The following is an 18,905-nucleotide window of genomic DNA, read 5'->3' as shown; positions in this document are numbered from 1 at the left end:
TAATTATGATTTCAAATAAAAAGGATAAGTAAAAAATATTAGATGGATTAAATTTAATCCACAATGAAATAATACACTTATCCATAAACTTTTACTATATTTATAAGCCAATCCATATATAATTCCAGCTAAGCTTGCAAAAACAATCATTAAAACTCCACTTCTATAATGAATTAATCCAAAGGCTATACTTGCTATTAATAAAGCCAAATTTGGATTTAAAATTTGAGAAAGTCTTTGCTGAAGATAACCTCTAAAATATACTTCTTCGACCAAAACTACTAATAAAATATTAGAAAATAAGAAATAAGGTAACCACCAAGGTAAACTAAATTCTAATTTTAAAACATTGAAATACCAAGGTATAAATAATAAAATCAAAGGACTTAAAATCAATAAAATCCATTTGAGTAATGAAGCTTTTACATAATTTTTATTTGTAAATAAAGCAGGCAACAATAAAAATAATATAAATACACCCAAAGGCTTATCAAAATTAAAATATAAAGTAAATGGCGCACTATTTTCACTTGCATAAACCTTATCTAAAACTTTTATATTATTAATTCCTGGTATAAAATGTAAAAATAAACCTATACAAAAAACAAATAATATCAATTCTAAAATAAGTGATTTTTTATATTTATAATACAAAGCCAATCCAAATGCAATGATATTAATCACAACAAAAGCAATATTAATTATTTTAAAATAATAAGCAAAAAATACGCTAATTATAAAAATTAAATAGGATGTTTTAATTTTATTAAAAGACAAAAAAACTAAAGCAAGTGCCAAAAAAACATAAGTTATTATAGACATATATCCAAAAAACCTCCTTTTTTATAGTATATCTATTTTTCTTTAAAGTTACTATTGCATTTTATCGCTAAACAGTTCTTTATGATATTTTAACCACTAATCGCTAGATATTTTCTAGCAACCCTTCTCTTATTTTAATATTTTTAATTTTTCCTGAAAAAATAAAATCTAAAATTTATAAAATTAAGATAATTTTTATAAATTTCCTTTTCTCATTAAAAAGTTTTTTAAAATTTGCCCTTCTTTTGAAACTTCATTTTCTCTAATAACCTCAAAGCCATTTTTTAAAAAGAAGGGTTTTGCGCTTAAAGAAGCAAAAACATAAAGTTCTTTGTAAGAGTATTTTTTTAACACAAAATCAAGCAACTCTTTAGCCAAACCAAGTCTTGTAAATTTAGGGTGAGTAAAAAGCAAATCAAGCATTTTCTCATCTTCTTTTAAACTTATAAAACTTGCAATTTCTCCTTGTTTTTCATAGATATAAACAAAATCTTTTGTGAATTTTTCTTCCCATTTTTTCTTATCTATCTTAATCCAAGCTTTGATTTGATCTTGAGTATATTCTTTAACGCAAAGCTTACTCACACTTTCTTTGAAAAGTTTTACACAAGGGTTTAAATCTTGAAATTTAGCTCTTCTTATCAAGTATTTTTCTCATTGCTAAACTTGCTAAAGCCAAGCCAAAAGAAGCTGTCACACCCATAAAAGAACCCAAATCTTTACAATGTGCTTCTTCATCAGAAAATACCACATCAAAATTTCCCTTAAAGCCTGATTTTCTAAGCTCATAACGAAATTTTTTCGCTAAAGCATCGCCGTGAGTTTTAAAAATACTTGTGATTTTAATGCGTGTTGGATCAAGCTTTCTAGCTCCACCTGTTGAAGAGATAAAAATTTGTTTTTTAAAATCTATAAGATGAGCTAAAGCCACTTTTGCAGGGATATCATCAATGGCATCTATGATAAGATCAAACTCGCTTAAATCAAAATTTTTTAAAAAATCTTCATCGATTTTACTGACTATACCTTTTGCCTTATAAATTCTTTCAAATACTTTAGCTTTTTCTTCACCTATATTTTCGCTATGAATTTGGCGATTTTGATTAGTGATTTCAAATTTATCCGCATCGATTAAAGTAAGGTTTTTAAAACCGCTACGATAAAGTGCATCAACGCAAATTCCACCCACTCCACCAAGTCCGCAAATCAAAACTTTTGTTTGTGAAATTTTTTGAAATTTTTCTTCTCCAACGAGCCATTTTATACGCGTAAATCTATCATTCATTCTTTTGCCTTTAACCATTTTTTAACTTTTTTCATTTTTTCATAAGCTGTAAGATCTAGCATTATAGGGGTTATTGTAGCGTAGCCTTTTTTAAGTAAGGCAATGTCGCTATTTTTCTCATCTTCAAAGTCTAAATTCGCTGCTGCAAGCCAATAGTACTCAACTCCTCGTGGATTGACATTTGAGTGGGCTTCAAAATTATAAACCCTTTTGCCCGCTTTACAAATTTTAATGCCTTTGATTTTTGATTTTGCAGGAAAATTGATATTTAAAAATTCTTTTTTTTCCAAAGGAAAACCTTTATCAAAAATGTTTTGAATGATTTTTTTGGTAATTTTTAAAGCATTTTTATAGTCTAGTTCTTTTTCACTTTTTTTATAAAATTGAGAAAGAGCGATAGCGGGAATTCCTTGTAAAACCGCCTCCATAGCTCCTGCACAAGTTCCTGAGTAGGTAATGTCTTCGCCTACATTTGCTCCTTTGTTAATCCCACTGATTACAAGATCAGGCAAGCGTGTTTTATAAAGTGCGTGAAGTGCAAGATAAACACAATCTGCTGGAGTGCCATCATCAAGTTTGTAAAATCTTTTTCCTACTTTAACAAAACGCAAAGGTTTGGTTAGGGTTATGGAGTGTGAACAAGCTGATTTTTCACTAGCAGGAGCTACTATGGTAATCTTGGCTTTAAATTCTTTTTTTAACATCTTAATGAGTTTTTTAAGTCCTTCGCTTTCATAGCCATCGTCATTAGTGATAAGAATTTCTTTCATTGCTTTTCCTTGCAAAAGATAAAATTTGGATTTTAGCATATTTTTTTAAAGCTTCATAGTATAAAAATTTTAATTTTAAATTATATAAATTTCGTATTATTTTTAATTATTTTTTTATTTTATATCGATTAATATTATTTAAACTATAAAAATATAAAGTTAGTAAGGAGGGTTTAAATATGTTTGATTTTTTCAAACCTAAGGCAAAAGCTATTAAATTTCCTAAAGAGGAAATTTTACCTAGATATTACAAAATGAGAACTTGGAGTTTAAGTGGGGTTTTTATAGGATATATGGGATATTATCTTGTGCGAAATAATATCACTCTTTCAACTCCATTTATACAAAATCAACTTGATCTCAGTAAATCAGACATCGGAACAATCACAGGCTCAATGCTTATAGCTTACGGGATTAGCAAGGGTGCAATGAGCGTTATAAGCGACAAAGCTGATCCTAAAAAATACATGGCTTTAGGTCTTATTTTATGTGCTCTTGTAAATGTTTTACTTGGTTTTTCAAATTCTTTTTACGCTTATGTAGGTTTTGTTATCGCGCTTGGGGTTTTTCAAGGTATGGGGGTAGGTCCTTCTTTTATCACTCTTGCAAACTGGTATCCTAAAAAAGAGCGGGGAATTTACACGGCCGTTTGGAATATCTCACATAATATAGGAGGCGGGATAGTTGCTCCTATAGTTTCGCTTTCAGGTTTTGCTTTGGCAGCATTATTGGGTGTGAGTATGGCGGATTTTAATGAAACATATTGGCACATGAATCATTTTTATGTTCCTGCTGCTTGTGCAGTTATCATTAGTCTTTATGTGCTTTATGCAGTTAAAGGAAGTCCTAAAAATGAAGGTTTGATTGATATTACTGAAATCAATGAAATGCGAGGGATTAAAACAGAAGAAATCAAAGCTGTAGAAACTCCAAATTTAAGCAGTTTTGAAATTTTTTATCGTTATGTGCTTAAAAACAAAAATGCTTGGTATGTGGCTTGGATGGATACTTTTGTTTATATGGTGCGTTTTGGGCTTATTTCTTGGCTTCCTATTTACTTGCTAGAAACAAAAGGCTTTAATAAAGAACAAATGGGTATTGCCTTTTGGCTTTTTGAATGGGCTGCCATACCTTCTACTTTACTTGCAGGATATATTTCAGATAAAATTTTTAAAGGCTATAGAATGCCTCCTGCTATAGGTGCTATGGTGATTATTTTCTTTATGATTATTGGATATTTTACTTCAAATAATCTTTATATGGTTATTTTCTTTGCAGCTATGGCGGGGTGTTTAGTCTATATACCACAATTTTTAGCAAGTGTGCAAACTATGGAAGTCGTTCCTGCTTTTGCAGTAGGATCTTGCGTAGGACTTCGTGGCTTTATGAGTTATGTAGTCGGTGCTTCACTTGGAACAAAAGCTATAGGCTGGGCTGTGGATTACTATGGTAGTTGGAATGCTGGTCTTATCATGCTCCTTAGTGCTTGTATTCTTTGTATACTTTGTTCTACTTTATGTCATTTTAGTGCTAAAAAGAAGTATCAATAACAATTTTAACTTTTGCTTGCAAAAATACCAAGCAAAAGTTAGATTTTAATAATATTTTTGTTACATTATAACTATTTATTAACATATAATTTCTAAAATCTCACCTTCAATCAATAAAAATTTATCATAAAAGGAAATACTATGAAAAAAATTATTACTTTATTTGGTGCATGTGCCTTAGCTTTTAGTATGGCAAATGCAGATGTAAATCTTTACGGACCAGGTGGCCCACACACGGCCTTAAAAGATATAGCAAACAAATATAGCGAAAAAACAGGCGTTAAAGTAAATGTAAATTTTGGCCCTCAAGCGACTTGGTTTGAAAAGGCTAAAAAAGATGCAGATATTTTATTTGGCGCTTCAGATCAATCGGCTTTAGCTATAGCAAGTGATTTTGGAAAAGATTTTAATGTGAGTAAAATCAAGCCTTTGTATTTTAGAGAAGCTATCATACTTACTCAAAAAGGCAATCCTTTAAAAATCAAAGGTTTAAAAGATTTGGCTAATAAAAAAGTAAGAATCGTTGTACCTGAAGGTGCTGGAAAGAGCAATACTTCTGGAACGGGAGTTTGGGAAGATATGATAGGTAGAACTCAAGATATAAAAACCATACAAAATTTTAGAAACAATATCGTAGCTTTTGTTCCAAATAGTGGAAGTGCAAGAAAGCTTTTCGCACAAGATCAAGCCGATGCTTGGATCACTTGGATTGACTGGTCAAAAAGCAATCCTGACATAGGAACTGCCGTAGCTATAGAAAAAGATTTGGTTGTTAATAGAACTTTTAATGTGGTAGCTAAAGAAGGTGCGAGCAAAGAAACACAAGATTTTATTGCTTATTTAAGTTCTAAGGAAGCTAAAGAAATTTTTAAAAAATACGGCTGGAGAGAATAAATCTTCATACACGCTTTTTAGCGTGTATTCTTCCATAACTTCTTTTAATTAAGCCAAAATAAGATAAAATGTTTAAAATATTGATAAGGAAATTTTTTGAAAACCTTTTTAGTTTGCGCCTTAGAGCCTTCAGCAAATTTGCATTTAAAAGAAGTTTTAAAAGCTTATAAAAAAGACTTTGGCAAATTTGAACTTCATGGGATTTATGATGAGAGTTTATGCAAAGAATTTGATTTAAATTCTAAGCCACTTTATAGCTCACATGAGTTTAGTGCTATGGGTTTTATAGAAGTTTTACCTTTGATTTTTAAAGCAAAACAAGCTATAAAAGAGCTTATAAATTTAAGTTTTACTCAAAAAATAGATGGGATTTTATGTATAGATTCACCCGCTTTTAACATACCTTTTGCCAAGGCTTTAAAAAAAGCAGGCAGTAAAATTCCACGCATTTATTATATTTTACCTCAAGTTTGGGCATGGAAAAAAGGTCGCATACCTATCATAGAAAGTCATTTTGATATTTTAGCTTCTATTTTGCCCTTTGATAATCAATTTTTTAGCAAAAGTACTTATGTAGGCCATCCGCTTTTAGATGAGATAAAAGAATTTAAAAATCAAGAAGATATTAATCATATACTTTCAAAAAAAGATGATGAAAAAACTATAGCCTTTTTACCAGGTTCAAGGCGTAGTGAAATTAGGCGTTTAATGCCTATTTTTAAAGAACTTTCTCAAAAATTTAAGGGTGAAAAAATTCTTTGTATCCCCCCGTTTAATCTTGAAAAATTAGAAATTTATGGTGATATTAGCGAATTTAAGATAGAAAGCAACACTCCAAAAGTGCTTAAAAAAGCCGATTTTGCCTTTATTTGTAGTGGAACAGCTACTTTAGAAGCAGCTTTAGTGGGAACTCCTTTTGTTCTTACTTACAAAGCAAAGGCTATCGATATTTTTATCGCAAAACTTTTTGTAAAATTAAAACACATAGGACTTGCAAATATTTTTTGTGATTTCGCTGGAAAAGAAGCTTTAAATCCTGAATTTTTACAAGATAAAGTCAATGTTTTAAATTTATATGAAGCTTATAATAAATATGATTATAAGGCATTTTTTGCTAAAGTTGATTTTTTAAAAGAATATTTACAATTTGGAAGTGCTAAAAATTTAGCAAAAATCCTAAGCGAAATATAAAAGGATAAATCATGCAAAAAGAACCAATGAGTCAATTTGGCTATGATAAATTAGCCGCAGAGTTAAAAGATTTAAAAGACAATCAACGCCATGCCGTTGTAATAGAAATCGATACAGCAAGGAGTCATGGGGATTTGAAAGAAAATGCGGAATACCATGCTGCAAGAGAAAAACAAGCTTTGATAGAAAGTCGTATTGCAGAGCTTAGTGACTTGCTAGCAAGAGCTCAAGTGATCGATCCTTCAAGCTATGAACATGATAGTGTGAAATTTGGTTCAAGTGTTGTGATCATGGATTTGGATACAGAAAAAGAAAGTAAATATACTTTAGTAGGAATTTGCGAAGGAGATTTAGATAAGGGTTATATTTCCATCGCATCTCCAATAGCAAAAGCTATGCTTGGGAAAAAAGAAGGAGATGATTTTAAAGTGCGTTTGCCAAAAGGTGAGAGTGAATTTGAAATCCTTTCTATAAATTATGAGCCTTTGAAATTTTAAGGATAAAAAATTTTACTACAAAATGGAGCGATTTTAATCGCGGATGCTCATGAAAATGAACAAAGAAAGGGATTTTGGGAATTTTTACAAGCCTTAAAGAAAGGTAAAATTTCCACCCCTCAACTCATACTTATGGGTGATATTTTCGATTTGCTTATAGGCGAAATCTCTGCTACACATGAATTTGCTAAACCTTACATAGAACTTTTAGAAGAATTGGCCTTAAAAATTGAAATTATCTACTTAGAAGGCAATCATGATTTTAATCTTTCTTGTTTTTTTAAAAGGGTAAAAATTTTTAACTTACAAGAGCAGCCCATAAAGCTTAATTTGCATACAAGTAAAGGTAATAATCTTGTTTTAAATAATGCTTTTATAAAATTAGCTCACGGAGATATTTTTTTACCACCTCTTTTACAATTTACTCTTAAAACATTAAGAAATCATTATTTGCTTATATTTTTAAATTTTTTAAATATTATTACTTGTAATTTTATTTCAAATAAAATTCTTCAAAATCAAAACAAAAAAAACCTTTTTTATCAAATAAAAGATTTTGAAAATTTAGCGAAAAAAAGATATGAAAGATATGAAAATTTAGGATTTTGGGTATGTGAAGGACACTATCATCAAAATCATCAAATCAACAAAGAAAACATTAAATATCTTAACTTAGCTAGTTTTGCATATGAGAGAAGTTTTTTTGTAGTAGAATATCAGCAAGAAATCAAATTTCGAGAACAGAAATTGAGGGGTCAAAATGTTTGATGAAAATATCGTGAAAACGGGTTCAAATGAAATGGAGCTTGTCGATTTCCGTATCTTTAAGCAAGGACACGATAAAGTCTATGAAGGAATTTATGGTGTAAATGTTTCTAAGGTAAGGGAGATTATAAAAATCCCAAGCCTTACAGAACTTCCAGGTGTACCTGATTACATCGAAGGTATCTTTGATCTTCGTGGAGTGGTTATACCTGTAGTCAATCTTGCCAAATGGATGCAAATCACTGAGCCAGAAAGCACTATGTTAAAACCTAGGGTTATTATTACTGAATTTAGCAATATCCTTATTGGTTTTATAGTTCACGAAGCAAAAAGAATTCGTAGAATAAACTGGAAAGATATAGAACCAGCAACTTTTTCTACAGGATCAGGTGCTTTAGATAAAGGTAAAATCACAGGTGTAACACGCATTGAAAATGATGAAGTGTTGCTAATTTTAGATCTTGAAAGTGTTGTTGAAGATTTAGGAATTTACGCTCCAAAAACAGATATAGATTTTGGAAAAATAGAAAAATTTACTGGAACAGCACTTATACTTGATGACAGCATGACTGCTAGAAAACGCGTCAAAGAAATGATGCAACAGATGGGCTTTCAAGTTGTTGAAGCTAAGGACGGCGTAGAGGGCATAAACAAATTAGAAGAATTAAGCCAAGTTTATGGTGAAAGTTTAAATGATACTTTAAAAATTATAGTAAGCGATGTCGAAATGCCACAAATGGATGGTTTCCACTTTGCTGCACGCATTAAAGAAGATCCAAGATTTAAAGATATTCCTATAGTCTTTAACTCGTCTTTATCAAATGAATTTATGAATGAGAAAGGTGTTCAAGAAGCTGGTGGAGAAGGCTATCTTGTCAAATTTAACGCTAGCGATTTCTTCAATGAAATTGCAAAGGTTATCAAAAAACATCAATCTCAAGAACAGGGGTAAAATATGGAAGATATGCAAGAAATACTTGAAGACTTTTTGGTTGAAGCTTTTGAGCTTGTTGAGCAAATCGACCATGATTTAGTAGAGCTTGAATCAAATCCAGAAGATTTAGAATTATTAAATAGAATTTTCCGTGTTGCACATACGGTTAAAGGATCATCAAGTTTCTTAAATTTTGATGTTTTAACGAAGTTAACTCACCACATGGAAGATGTTTTAAACAAAGCAAGACATGGCGAGTTAAAAATAACTCCAGATATCATGGATGTGGTTTTAGAGTCTATTGATAGAATGAAAACTTTGCTTAATTCCATTCGTGATAATGGCAACGATACTGCTATTGGTATGGATATAGAACCAATTTGCGCAAGATTAACAGCTATTTCAGAAGGAGAGTCTCCTGTTGCGGCAACAGATTCAAATGAAAAATCTACTCCACAAGCAGAACCAGAAGCACCAAAACAAGAAACAACTACTCCTGAACCTGAAGTAGATGTTAATCAATTAAGTGATTCTGAAGTTGAAGCTGAAATAGAAAGACTTTTAAAAGTTAGAAAAGCTGAAGATCAAGCTCGTCGCGCACAAAAGAAACAAACAACAAATGCGGCACCTAAACCGACTAACAATACAGCAAATAAACCTGCGGAAAGTGGAGAGAAAAAAGTTCCTGCTTCAGGTAGCAATGCTAGCAGTATGGATCAAACCATACGCGTGGAGGTAAAAAGATTAGATCACTTAATGAATCTAATTGGGGAGCTTGTTTTAGGTAAAAACCGTTTGCTTAAAATTTACGATGATGTTGAAGAGCGTTATGAAGGAGAAAAATTCCTTGAAGAACTTAATCAGGTTGTAAGTCAATTAAGTATTATTACAACTGATGTTCAGCTTGCTGTAATGAAAACAAGAATGCAACCTATAGCAAAAGTTTTCAATAAATTCCCAAGAGTTGTTCGTGATTTGAGTCGTGAATTAGGAAAGCAAATAGAACTTGAAATTACAGGTGAAGAAACTGAACTTGATAAATCTATCGTAGAGGAAATTGGCGATCCTATCATGCATATGATTAGAAATTCATGTGACCATGGTGTTGAGGATCCAGCAACTCGTGCAGCTAATGGAAAACCTGAAAAAGGTATAGTTCAACTTAAAGCTTATAATGAAGGCAATCACATCGTTGTAGAAATTACAGACGACGGTAAAGGACTTGATCCAAATGGCTTAAAAGCAAAAGCTATAGAGAAAAATTTGATTACCGAAAGAGAAGCAGATCAAATGACAGACAAAGAAGCTTTTGCTTTGATTTTCAAACCTGGTTTTTCAACTGCGGCTAAAGTAACAAATGTTTCAGGTCGTGGCGTAGGAATGGATGTTGTTAAAACCAACATCGAAAAACTAAATGGGGTAATTGAAATTGATAGTGAGTTAGGTAAAGGAAGTTCGTTTAAACTTAAAATTCCTCTTACCTTGGCAATCATTCAATCTTTACTTGTAGGAACTCAAGAAGAATTTTATGCAATTCCACTTGCAAGCGTTCTTGAAACAGTTAGAGTACCAATTGATGATATCTATACTATCGAAGGTAAAAATGTATTACGCTTAAGAGATGAAGTGCTTTCCCTTGTGAGACTTTCAGATGTATTTGGAGTTAAACAAGTCCTTGAAAGCGGTGATCAAACTTATGTCGTTGTTATAGGGGTAGCAGAAAGCAAGCTTGGTATTATAGTAGATACTCTTGTAGGACAAGAAGAAATAGTTATTAAATCTATGGGTGATTATTTACAAAATATCCAAGGTATAGCAGGAGCTACAATCCGTGGTGATGGTAGAGTGACATTAATCATCGATGTAGGTGCTATGATGGATATGGCCAAAGAAATTAAAGTTGATATTAAAGCGCAATTAGAATCAAGTGCGAAAAAACCTAAAGAACAACCAAGTGATTATAAAGTCTTAATTGTAGATGATTCTAAAATGGATAGAACTTTAATGCAAAAAGCTTTAGAACCACTAGGAGTTAGTTTAGTTGAAGCAACAAATGGTGTTGAAGCATTGAATATTATAAAATCTGGCGAACATGATATTGATGCAATGCTTATAGATATCGAAATGCCAAGAATGGATGGATACACCTTAGCTGGTGAAATTAGAAAGTATTCTAAATATCGTAACTTACCACTCATTGCAGTTACTTCAAGAACAAGTAAAACTGACCGCTTAAGAGGTGTTGAAGTGGGTATGACTGAATATATCACTAAACCTTATTCTCCAGAATACTTGGAAAATGTGGTTAGAAAAAATTTGAAACTAGGATAAGAATATGAGTAATGAAAAATTAGAGCAAATTTTGCAAAAACAGCAAACTCAGATGGCTGGTCCTGATGTCGATCAAAGAGAAGATGATATCATCCAACTTGTCGGCTTTGTAGTTGGAGATGAGGAATATGCGATTCCAATTCTTAATATACAAGAAATCATCAAACCTATAGAATATACTAGAGTTCCTAGTGTACCTGATTATGTTCTAGGGGTTTTTAATATGCGTGGTAATGTTATGCCACTCATTGATCTAGCTCAACGCTTTCATTTAGGAAGTTCTAAAATGACACCTCAAACAAGATATATTGTTTTAAGAGGTGAGACAAATGGAACTGGAGTTGGAGGAAATGCTGGTTTTGTTATAGATAGATTAACTGAAGCAATTAAAATTCACAGAAACAGAATCGATCCACCACCTGAAACTTTAGTTAAAGACAAAGGTATGATTTATGGTATAGGAAAAAGAGATGAAAATATCTTAACTATACTCAAAGTAGAAGCTTTACTTAAGCGCGAATTTTAATGATTAAACTTTGTGTTTTTGACTTTGACGCTACTTTAATGGATGGTGAAACCATCGATATTTTAGCTACAGCGCATGGCAAGGGTAATCAAACAAGCGAAATTACCCGCCATGCCATGGCTGGAGAGCTTGATTTTTTCGAAAGTCTTCAAAAACGAGTAAGCCTTTTAAAAGGTATGTCTTATAAAAAAGTTTTAGAATTAGGTAGCACACTTCCACTAATGCATGGAGCACATGAACTTATCCAATATTTAAAATCTAAAAATATACAAATTGTTATTTTTAGCGGTGGTTTTCATGAAGGCATAGATCCTGCTATGCAAAAACTTGGAATTAACCTCGGTTTTGCAAATTATCTGCATCATAAAAATGACATTTTAACAGGGCTAGTTGGTGGGGAAATGATGTTTTCAAATTCAAAAGGCTTAATGTTACAACGATTAAAAAGCTTTTTAAATTTGAAAACAGATGAAGTGATGTGCGTTGGCGATGGGGCAAATGATTTGGCAATGTTTAACGAAAGTGGATTAAAGATTGCATTTTGTGCTAAAGAAATTTTACGTTCTCAAGCTGATATTTGCATAGATATAAAAGACTTAAAAGAAATAATAAAGGTAATATAATGAAAAATTTTTCTCTTTGGTGTGATTTTATAGAAAATAGTTTTTTAGATAATGAATTTTTAAATTTATTATCACATGGAATTAATGGTGCTACTTCAAATCCCGCTATTTTTAAAAATGCTATTTTAAATTCTCCAATTTATAAAGATAAAATTCTTAAATTAAAAGGAAAAAAAACAAAAGATATTTATGAAGAATTAGCAATTTCTGATATTCAAAAAGCAGCTGATAAACTAGCTCCTCTTTTTTATCAAAAAAATGATGGATTTATAAGTATTGAAATAGATCCAAGACTTCATGATAACACGACTCTTAGTTTAGGCGAAGCTAAAAGACTTTATAGTGCTATTAGCAAAGAAAATGTAATGATTAAAATACCAGCTACAAAAGCTTCTTATGAAGTAATGTATGAACTTATGAAAAATGGTATTAGCGTCAATGCTACCTTAATTTTTTCTCTTGAACAAAGTCAAAAATGTTTTGAAGCTTTAAATGCAGGTTTAGTCGAATTTAGAAAAAACAATATAGCCTTAAAAGAACAAAATACTAGAACACCACAAGCTGTTATAAGTATTTTTGTAAGTCGTTTTGATAGACTTTTAAATCCTAAAGCCAAAGAGCAAAATCGTATTGGAATTTTAAATGCAAATTTAGCTTATAACAATATCTACTCAAAAAATGAACCTAATATTCGCGCCTTGTTTGCAAGCACTGGAGTTAAAGGAGATGATCTGCCAAAAGACTATTATATCAAAGAACTTCTTTTTGAGAATTCTGTTAATACTGCTCCTCTTGATGCAATAGAGGCATTTAAAGGAAAAATGGATTTTAAAAAACCTTTAATGAATTTTGAAATTTATACAGAACTTAATCAAATCATTTCTCAAAGCGAACGAGAAAAAGCTTGCAATGATTTATTAAGCGATGGCATAGAGCAATTTTGTATTGCTTTTGAAGATATTTTAAAAGCTCTTTAATTAACGTATTTTTATCATTTTATTCTTTGAAAGTTTTAATATTTTTGATGGGATATTTTCGAAAAATTTCTCATCAAGTATTATATCAGCAACACTTCTAGCCCATTCTTCATCAAATTCTTTTCCATGCTTGTTTGCTGAAGATGAATAAAAATAGCCATTTTTACTTAAAAAATTCGCATGTTTACACTCTTTCACAATACGAATGGCCTGATTATTTGGATAAATAAAAGTTGTTTTTTTAGAACGACGTACTAAATTTTTAAAAGATTTTGGAATTCTTACCAAACTTTTTAACTCGTAAAATTTCGCAGAAGTGATTAAGCAAGGTTGATTTTTATCTCTACCTTTTAAAGCATTAATCTCTTCTAAATTTTTACTTAAAAATCCTACCGTAGTATCTGTTTGAGCTAAATAAATCAAGATTTAAGCCACTCTTGCAAACTCTTTACATCTAGGCAAGATTTACTCTGTATAGCTTTAATCGATTTTGCGCCTGCTAAAGCTGATCGTAAATTTGTAAAATAAGGTATTTTAAAACGAATGATATTTTCACGAATTTTTTTCGTATCGCCTTTAAAACTGTGACTATCGCTTGTATTGATAACTAAATAAATTTCCCCATTTTTCAATTTATCTTCAACATTGGGGCGTCCTTCTGAAATTTTATGTACAAGTTCGCACTCAAAACCACTTTCTAAAATTTCCTTACAAGTTCCCCCTGTTGCCATAAGCTTAAAGCCAAGCTTTACATATTCTGCGGCGATTTTTTTGGTATATTTTTTATCCTTATCTTTTAAGGAGATAAATACCACGCCTTGCTCTGGAAGATGATTAAACGATGCGATTTGACTTTTTGCGTAAGAATTTGCAAAATCCTTGCTTATACTCATAACTTCACCCGTTGAACGCATTTCAGGGCCTAATTCTAAATCACTTCCGCTAAGTTTTGCAAATGGAAATACCGCTTCTTTTACACTCATATATTTTGGAGTTTTAGGGCGTAAAATTTTAGTATCAAAATTAACCACTTTGAAAGTATCATAAAATTTTAAAGCTTCTTTTAAATTTCCTTGCCACATCACACGCGTTGCCACTTTTGCTAAAGGAATACCCGTAGCTTTACTAACAAAAGGCACAGTACGACTAGCTCTAGGATTTACTTCTATCATATAAAGCTCATTATTATGTAAAGCAAATTGTATATTTAAAAGCCCTACAACTCCTAAATTTAAAGCAATATCTGCGGTTTTTTGTGCAATAAATTCTTGCATTTTTTCATCGATATTACAAGGTGGTAAAGAACAAGCACTATCGCCTGAATGAATTCCTGCTTCTTCTATATGCTCCATAATTCCTGCCACATAAACATCTTTGCCATCACAAATCGCATCAACATCAATTTCTGTAGCATTGTCTAAAAACTGATCGATCAAAACAGGACTTTTATCACTCACATCTACAGCTTCTTGCATATAGAGTCTAAGTTCGGCCTCATCATTTACCACACGCATCGCACGCCCACCTAAAACATAACTTGGTCTTACAAGCACAGGATATCCTATATCACTAGCTTTAAGCACTGCTTCTTCCACACTTGTTGCAGTGGAATTTTTCGGCTGATTAATACCTAGCTTTGTAATAAATTCAGCAAATTTCTTTCTATCTTCTGCCATATCAATTACTCTTGCACTAGTACCTATAATCTTAGCTCCAAAAGCGCTTAAACGCTTAGCAAATTTCAAAGGAGTTTGTCCGCCAAAATGCACAATCACTCCATCAGGTTTTTCACGCTCAATCACCGCTCTTAAATGTTCAAAATCAATAGGCTCGAAATACAAAATATCACTTGTATCATAGTCAGTCGAAACGGTTTCAGGATTACAATTATACATAATAGTTTTAATACCCATATCTTTAAGCGCAAAAGAAGCATGTACGCAAGCATAGTCAAATTCTATACCTTGTCCTATGCGGTTTGGCCCCCCGCCTATAATCATCACTTTTTTTTCTTTTTTATCCTTAGCATCGTTTTTACTTTGAGTAAGTTCGCTTACATTAATACTTGAATAAAGATAAGGAGTTAAAGCTTCAAATTCACCCGCACAAGTATCCACTTCGCTAAATTCTGCAATGATTTTTTGCTTCATTCTTGCATAATAAATATCATTTTGGCTTAATTCTAAATTATCTTTCAAATTTACAAGCAAGGCTATCATTTTATCTGAAAAACCCATAGTTTTTGCTTTTCTCAAAAGAGCTTTATTGTTTAAAATATCCATATCAATTTGCTCTTCAAAATCTACAATTTCTTTAATCTGTGTTAAAAACCAAGGATCTATTTTACAAAGCTCATAAAGTTCTTCTACGCTAAAACCTTCTCTAAAAGCTTGAGCAACATAAAGCAAACGCTTTTCATTGGCATTGCGAATTTTAAAAACAAGATCATTTCTATCTTCAAATTTTACTCTATCAAAACCACTCAAAGAACGCTCAAGAGAACAAAGTGCTTTTTGTATACTTTCTTTAAAAGTACGTCCTATAGCCATCACCTCACCCACACTTTTCATAGCTGTACCTAAAGTTGTATTTGCTCCTGGAAATTTTTCAAAAGTAAAGCGAGGAATTTTTGTTACAATGTAATCAATCACAGGCTCGAAAGATGCAGGAGTTCCTGTAATATCATTTTTAATCTCATCTAAACTAAAACCTACCGCCAAAAGTGTCGCAACCTTTGCTATAGGATAACCCGTTGCCTTAGAAGCTAAAGCACTTGATCTTGAAACTCTTGGATTCATTTCTATAACTATCATTCTTCCATTTTTTGGGTTGATAGCAAATTGCACATTACTTCCGCCTGTATCTACACCAATTTCACGCAAAATAGCAAAAGAAGCATTACGCATAACTTGATATTCTTTATCCGTCAAAGTTAATGCTGGAGCTATTGTAATACTATCTCCTGTATGAACTCCCATAGGATCGATATTTTCTATACTACAAACTATGATACAATTATCCGCTCTATCGCGTATAACTTCCATTTCATATTCTTTCCAACCCAACAAACTTTCTTCAATCAAAATTTCATGGATAGGCGATAAAGCTAAAGCAGTATTGGCAAGTTCTTTAAATTCGTCCATATTATAAACCACACCACTTCCAGCACCTCCTAAAGTATAAGAAGCACGGATCATCAAAGGAAAGCCAATTTCATCTACAGCTTTTAAAGCTTCATCATAATTATACGCATACATCGATTTTGGCAAATCCATGCCGATTTTTTTCATACATTCTTTAAAGACCTGACGATCTTCACCTTTTTTAATCGCCTCAGGGTTTGCACCTAAAAATTTCACATCTCCTAAAAGTCCACTTTCATAAACTTCCATAGCAACATTTAACGCTACTTGTCCACCCATGGTTGGTAAAATTGCATCAATTTTTTCTTTTTTAATAATACTTAAAATACTTTCTTTTGTTATGGGTTCTATATAAGTCGCATCTGCAAATTCGGGATCTGTCATGATGGTTGCAGGATTTGAGTTGATTAATACTACACGATATCCTAATTCTTTTAAAGTCTTTGCGGCTTGAGTTCCAGAATAATCAAATTCACAAGCTTGTCCTATCACAATAGGACCACTTCCTATAAGTAAAATGCTTTTAATATCTGTTCGTTTTGGCATAAATTTTCCTAAGAGCATAAATTTGGGCTGATTATAACAAAAATTAGTTTTATAAACTTTGAAATTATCGATATAATTTTAAAAAATAAACACTCTGCTTTTAATCTAGGAAATAATACATAAATAAATTTAAGATTTTTTATAAAATTCTCATTCGATTATAAAAATTTATTTGATAATTTAACAAAATTTTTAGCATTAAACAAAGTTATAATAATTAGCAAAAATATAGAAAATTTTTAAAAAGTCTAATCCTTGACTTATAAATTATCTACTACATATAAATAAGCAGGAATACTAATCTTAACATAAGGCTTTACTTCTACACTTTGATACATATCTTCATCATCAATTCTATTCACAATCCCAACAGGTATATCTGAAAAGAAAATATTATCAAGTCCACTTGTTAAAATTTCATCTCCGATATTAATTTTTGCCCATTTTGGAATAAATTTAACCACAATCCTGCCATCTTCACCTTGGATTAAACCTGGAGCTTTGGATTTTCCTATATAAACAGAAAAAACACACTGATCATCACCTTGTAAAAGAGCCATTGCTCTACCATTTTTATTAATAGCTATACCTGCAGTATATCCTTGATATATCAAACCACGATTTTTACCAACGGGAATTTTACTCCAATCTAACCACAATTTTTTATAATCATTCAATTGAACATAAGAAATAACTCTAGTTAAAGAAACTTGAGGTAAATATTTTGTAGAATTTTGATCCTCTAAAATACGATTTAATTGATTTGCAAAACTAGTTACCTTTACAGCAATATCTTCTAATTCTTTATTTCTAGCTTTTAGTTGCTGAATTTGATTTGCTTGATTAAAGTGTTCTGAAATTTTTTCTCCCAAATAATCTTTAATATTATAAAAATTACCTATAACAAAATCATTAACACGGAGAACATTTTGCTTAATAAGTCCTCCATAATAAAAAGATATAAAAACCAAAAAGGCTAAGACAAGAACATAAAAAATCTTATTCTTCATTGGTTAATTGTTGCAATAATGAAATTTCCTCTAAAGCTTTACCTGTTCCTTTTGCTACAGCTAAAAGCGGTTCATCTGCGATATAAACTGGCAAACGTACAATTTCACTTAAGTATTTATCAAGACCACGAATCAATGCTCCGCCACCTGTTAAAACTACACCATTTTCTACTATATCACTTGCTAAATCAGGCGGCATCATTTCAAGAACCATTTTTAAAGCATCAGCAATTTCTTTTAAATACTCACGCATCGCTTCTCTTACATCTTCGCTTGTAAGTTCAATACGACTTAAAAGTCCACTTACTTGATCGCGTCCTTTTACCACCATAGAAAGCTCTTTTGGAAGTTGTATTGCTGAACCTATAGTGATTTTGATCTCTTCGCCTGTTCTTTCACCTATGATAAGATTGTATTTTTCTTTTACATAATTAACTATACTCATATCAAGCTTATCTCCAGCCGTACGAATAGACTTTGAAATCACAAGTCCACCCAAAGAAATCACTCCAATCTCAGTAGTTCCACCCCCTATATCTACTACCAAATTTCCTTTAGGCTCTTGTATAGGTAAACTTGCACCAATAGCTGCTGCCATAGGCTCTTCAATCAAAAATACCTCTCTTGCGCCTGCGCTTAAAGCACTTTCTCTTACCGCTTTTCTTTCTACTTGAGTTAAACCATAAGGAACAGAAATGATAATTCTAGGGCGTAAAAAACTTTTTCTACGGTGTGTTTTTTCTATAAAATAGCGGATCATTTTTTCAGTCATATCAAAATCTGCAATCACGCCATCTTTCATAGGACGAATAGCTTCAATATTGCCTGGAGTTTTTCCCACCATATCTTTAGCTTCTTTACCTACGGCTAAAATTTTTGCTTTGGAACCATACCTTTCTCTTTCAACTGCCACAACAGAAGGCTCATTTATCACTATACCCTTATCTTTTACCAAAACTAGCGTATTAGCTGTTCCTAAATCAATCCCCATATCACTAGAAAAAAATCCTATAAGCTGATCTAATATCATTTCTATCCTTT

At 31.6% G+C, this 18,905-nt stretch carries 17 protein-coding genes and 1 pseudogene; 10 read left to right on the top strand and 8 right to left on the bottom strand.

The window, feature by feature from the left end:
• Positions 1 to 3 precede the first annotated feature (3 nt).
• The 4 genes and pseudogenes from SR63_RS02475 to surE form a co-directional block, all read right to left on the bottom strand.
• Positions 4 to 822 carry a CPBP family intramembrane glutamic endopeptidase gene (locus SR63_RS02475; protein ID WP_002876876.1) on the bottom strand — a complete coding sequence of 273 codons (819 nt, stop codon included), beginning with the start codon at positions 820 to 822 and terminating at the stop codon, positions 4 to 6.
• Positions 823 to 965: 143 nt separating this feature from the next.
• Positions 966 to 1,467 (bottom strand): annotated as a pseudogene (locus SR63_RS02470) (GNAT family N-acetyltransferase).
• The gene (locus tag SR63_RS02465) at positions 1,451 to 2,107 is read right to left on the bottom strand and encodes a ThiF family adenylyltransferase (protein WP_052834186.1); all 657 of its coding nucleotides are present in this window, start codon (positions 2,105 to 2,107) and stop codon (positions 1,451 to 1,453) included. Before SR63_RS02465 ends, SR63_RS02470 begins: the two are co-directional and overlap by 17 nt.
• Positions 2,104 to 2,877: a 5'/3'-nucleotidase SurE gene (gene surE, locus SR63_RS02460; protein WP_052834185.1), complete on the bottom strand. Its 774-nt coding sequence runs from the start codon at positions 2,875 to 2,877 to the stop codon at positions 2,104 to 2,106. Before surE ends, SR63_RS02465 begins: the two co-directional genes overlap by 4 nt.
• A 179-nt stretch (positions 2,878 to 3,056) precedes the next feature.
• On the opposite strand from surE, the gene SR63_RS02455 reads away from it, so the two are divergent.
• From SR63_RS02455 to SR63_RS02410, 10 genes are all read left to right on the top strand, one after another.
• On the top strand, positions 3,057 to 4,427 hold the full coding sequence (locus SR63_RS02455; RefSeq protein WP_002865955.1) for an MFS transporter: 1,371 nt from the start codon (positions 3,057 to 3,059) through the stop codon (positions 4,425 to 4,427).
• Between the two features lie 141 nt (positions 4,428 to 4,568).
• Positions 4,569 to 5,321 carry an AcfC family glycoprotein adhesin PEB3 gene (gene peb3, locus SR63_RS02450; protein ID WP_052794775.1) on the top strand — a complete coding sequence of 251 codons (753 nt, stop codon included), beginning with the start codon at positions 4,569 to 4,571 and terminating at the stop codon, positions 5,319 to 5,321.
• 96 nt (positions 5,322 to 5,417) lie between these two features.
• The gene (gene lpxB / locus SR63_RS02445) at positions 5,418 to 6,512 is read left to right on the top strand and encodes a lipid-A-disaccharide synthase (protein WP_022552219.1); all 1,095 of its coding nucleotides are present in this window, start codon (positions 5,418 to 5,420) and stop codon (positions 6,510 to 6,512) included.
• An 11-nt stretch (positions 6,513 to 6,523) separates the two neighbouring features.
• Positions 6,524 to 7,009, top strand: a complete 486-nt coding sequence (greA, locus tag SR63_RS02440; RefSeq protein ID WP_022552218.1) for a transcription elongation factor GreA — start codon at positions 6,524 to 6,526, stop codon at positions 7,007 to 7,009.
• A gap of 9 nt (positions 7,010 to 7,018) precedes the next feature.
• Positions 7,019 to 7,777 (top strand): UDP-2,3-diacylglucosamine diphosphatase, encoded by a 759-nt coding sequence (locus SR63_RS02435; protein ID WP_323469217.1) that lies wholly within the window; start codon positions 7,019 to 7,021, stop codon positions 7,775 to 7,777.
• Positions 7,770 to 8,726, top strand: coding sequence for a chemotaxis protein (locus SR63_RS02430; protein ID WP_002857365.1), 957 nt, complete (start codon positions 7,770 to 7,772; stop codon positions 8,724 to 8,726). Before SR63_RS02435 ends, SR63_RS02430 begins: the two co-directional genes overlap by 8 nt.
• 3 nt (positions 8,727 to 8,729) lie before the next feature.
• Positions 8,730 to 11,039, top strand: a complete 2,310-nt coding sequence (locus SR63_RS02425; protein WP_002857311.1) for a chemotaxis protein CheW — start codon at positions 8,730 to 8,732, stop codon at positions 11,037 to 11,039.
• 4 nt (positions 11,040 to 11,043) lie between these two features.
• Positions 11,044 to 11,565, top strand: coding sequence for a chemotaxis protein CheW (locus SR63_RS02420; protein ID WP_002826355.1), 522 nt, complete (start codon positions 11,044 to 11,046; stop codon positions 11,563 to 11,565).
• On the top strand, positions 11,565 to 12,188 hold the full coding sequence (serB, locus tag SR63_RS02415; protein ID WP_002880526.1) for a phosphoserine phosphatase SerB: 624 nt from the start codon (positions 11,565 to 11,567) through the stop codon (positions 12,186 to 12,188). The genes SR63_RS02420 and serB overlap by 1 nt, the downstream gene beginning before the upstream one ends.
• Positions 12,188 to 13,165 carry a transaldolase gene (locus SR63_RS02410; RefSeq protein WP_002921692.1) on the top strand — a complete coding sequence of 326 codons (978 nt, stop codon included), beginning with the start codon at positions 12,188 to 12,190 and terminating at the stop codon, positions 13,163 to 13,165. Before serB ends, SR63_RS02410 begins: the two co-directional genes overlap by 1 nt.
• On the opposite strand, the gene SR63_RS02405 is transcribed toward SR63_RS02410, so the two are convergent.
• The 4 genes from SR63_RS02405 to SR63_RS02390 all read right to left on the bottom strand — a co-directional run bounded on the left by SR63_RS02405 (position 13,166) and on the right by SR63_RS02390 (position 18,894).
• The gene (locus SR63_RS02405; protein WP_147498346.1) at positions 13,166 to 13,588 is read right to left on the bottom strand and encodes a Sua5 YciO YrdC YwlC family protein; all 423 of its coding nucleotides are present in this window, start codon (positions 13,586 to 13,588) and stop codon (positions 13,166 to 13,168) included. It lies immediately after the preceding gene.
• On the bottom strand, positions 13,585 to 16,854 hold the full coding sequence (gene carB, locus SR63_RS02400; RefSeq protein WP_063674894.1) for a carbamoyl-phosphate synthase large subunit: 3,270 nt from the start codon (positions 16,852 to 16,854) through the stop codon (positions 13,585 to 13,587). The genes SR63_RS02405 and carB overlap by 4 nt, the downstream gene beginning before the upstream one ends.
• A 260-nt stretch (positions 16,855 to 17,114) precedes the next feature.
• On the bottom strand, positions 17,115 to 17,864 hold the full coding sequence (gene mreC, locus SR63_RS02395) for a rod shape-determining protein MreC (RefSeq protein ID WP_002877813.1): 750 nt from the start codon (positions 17,862 to 17,864) through the stop codon (positions 17,115 to 17,117).
• The gene (locus SR63_RS02390) at positions 17,854 to 18,894 is read right to left on the bottom strand and encodes a rod shape-determining protein (RefSeq protein WP_002851700.1); all 1,041 of its coding nucleotides are present in this window, start codon (positions 18,892 to 18,894) and stop codon (positions 17,854 to 17,856) included. Before SR63_RS02390 ends, mreC begins: the two co-directional genes overlap by 11 nt.
• Between the last annotated feature and the right edge of the window lie 11 nt (positions 18,895 to 18,905).

The sequence above is a fragment of the Campylobacter sp. 2014D-0259 genome (assembly GCF_008000505.1).
Lineage (GTDB): Bacteria > Campylobacterota > Campylobacteria > Campylobacterales > Campylobacteraceae > Campylobacter_D > Campylobacter_D jejuni.
Note: the sequence above shows the minus strand (reverse complement) of the source record. Positions and strands in the feature narration are given on the sequence as shown.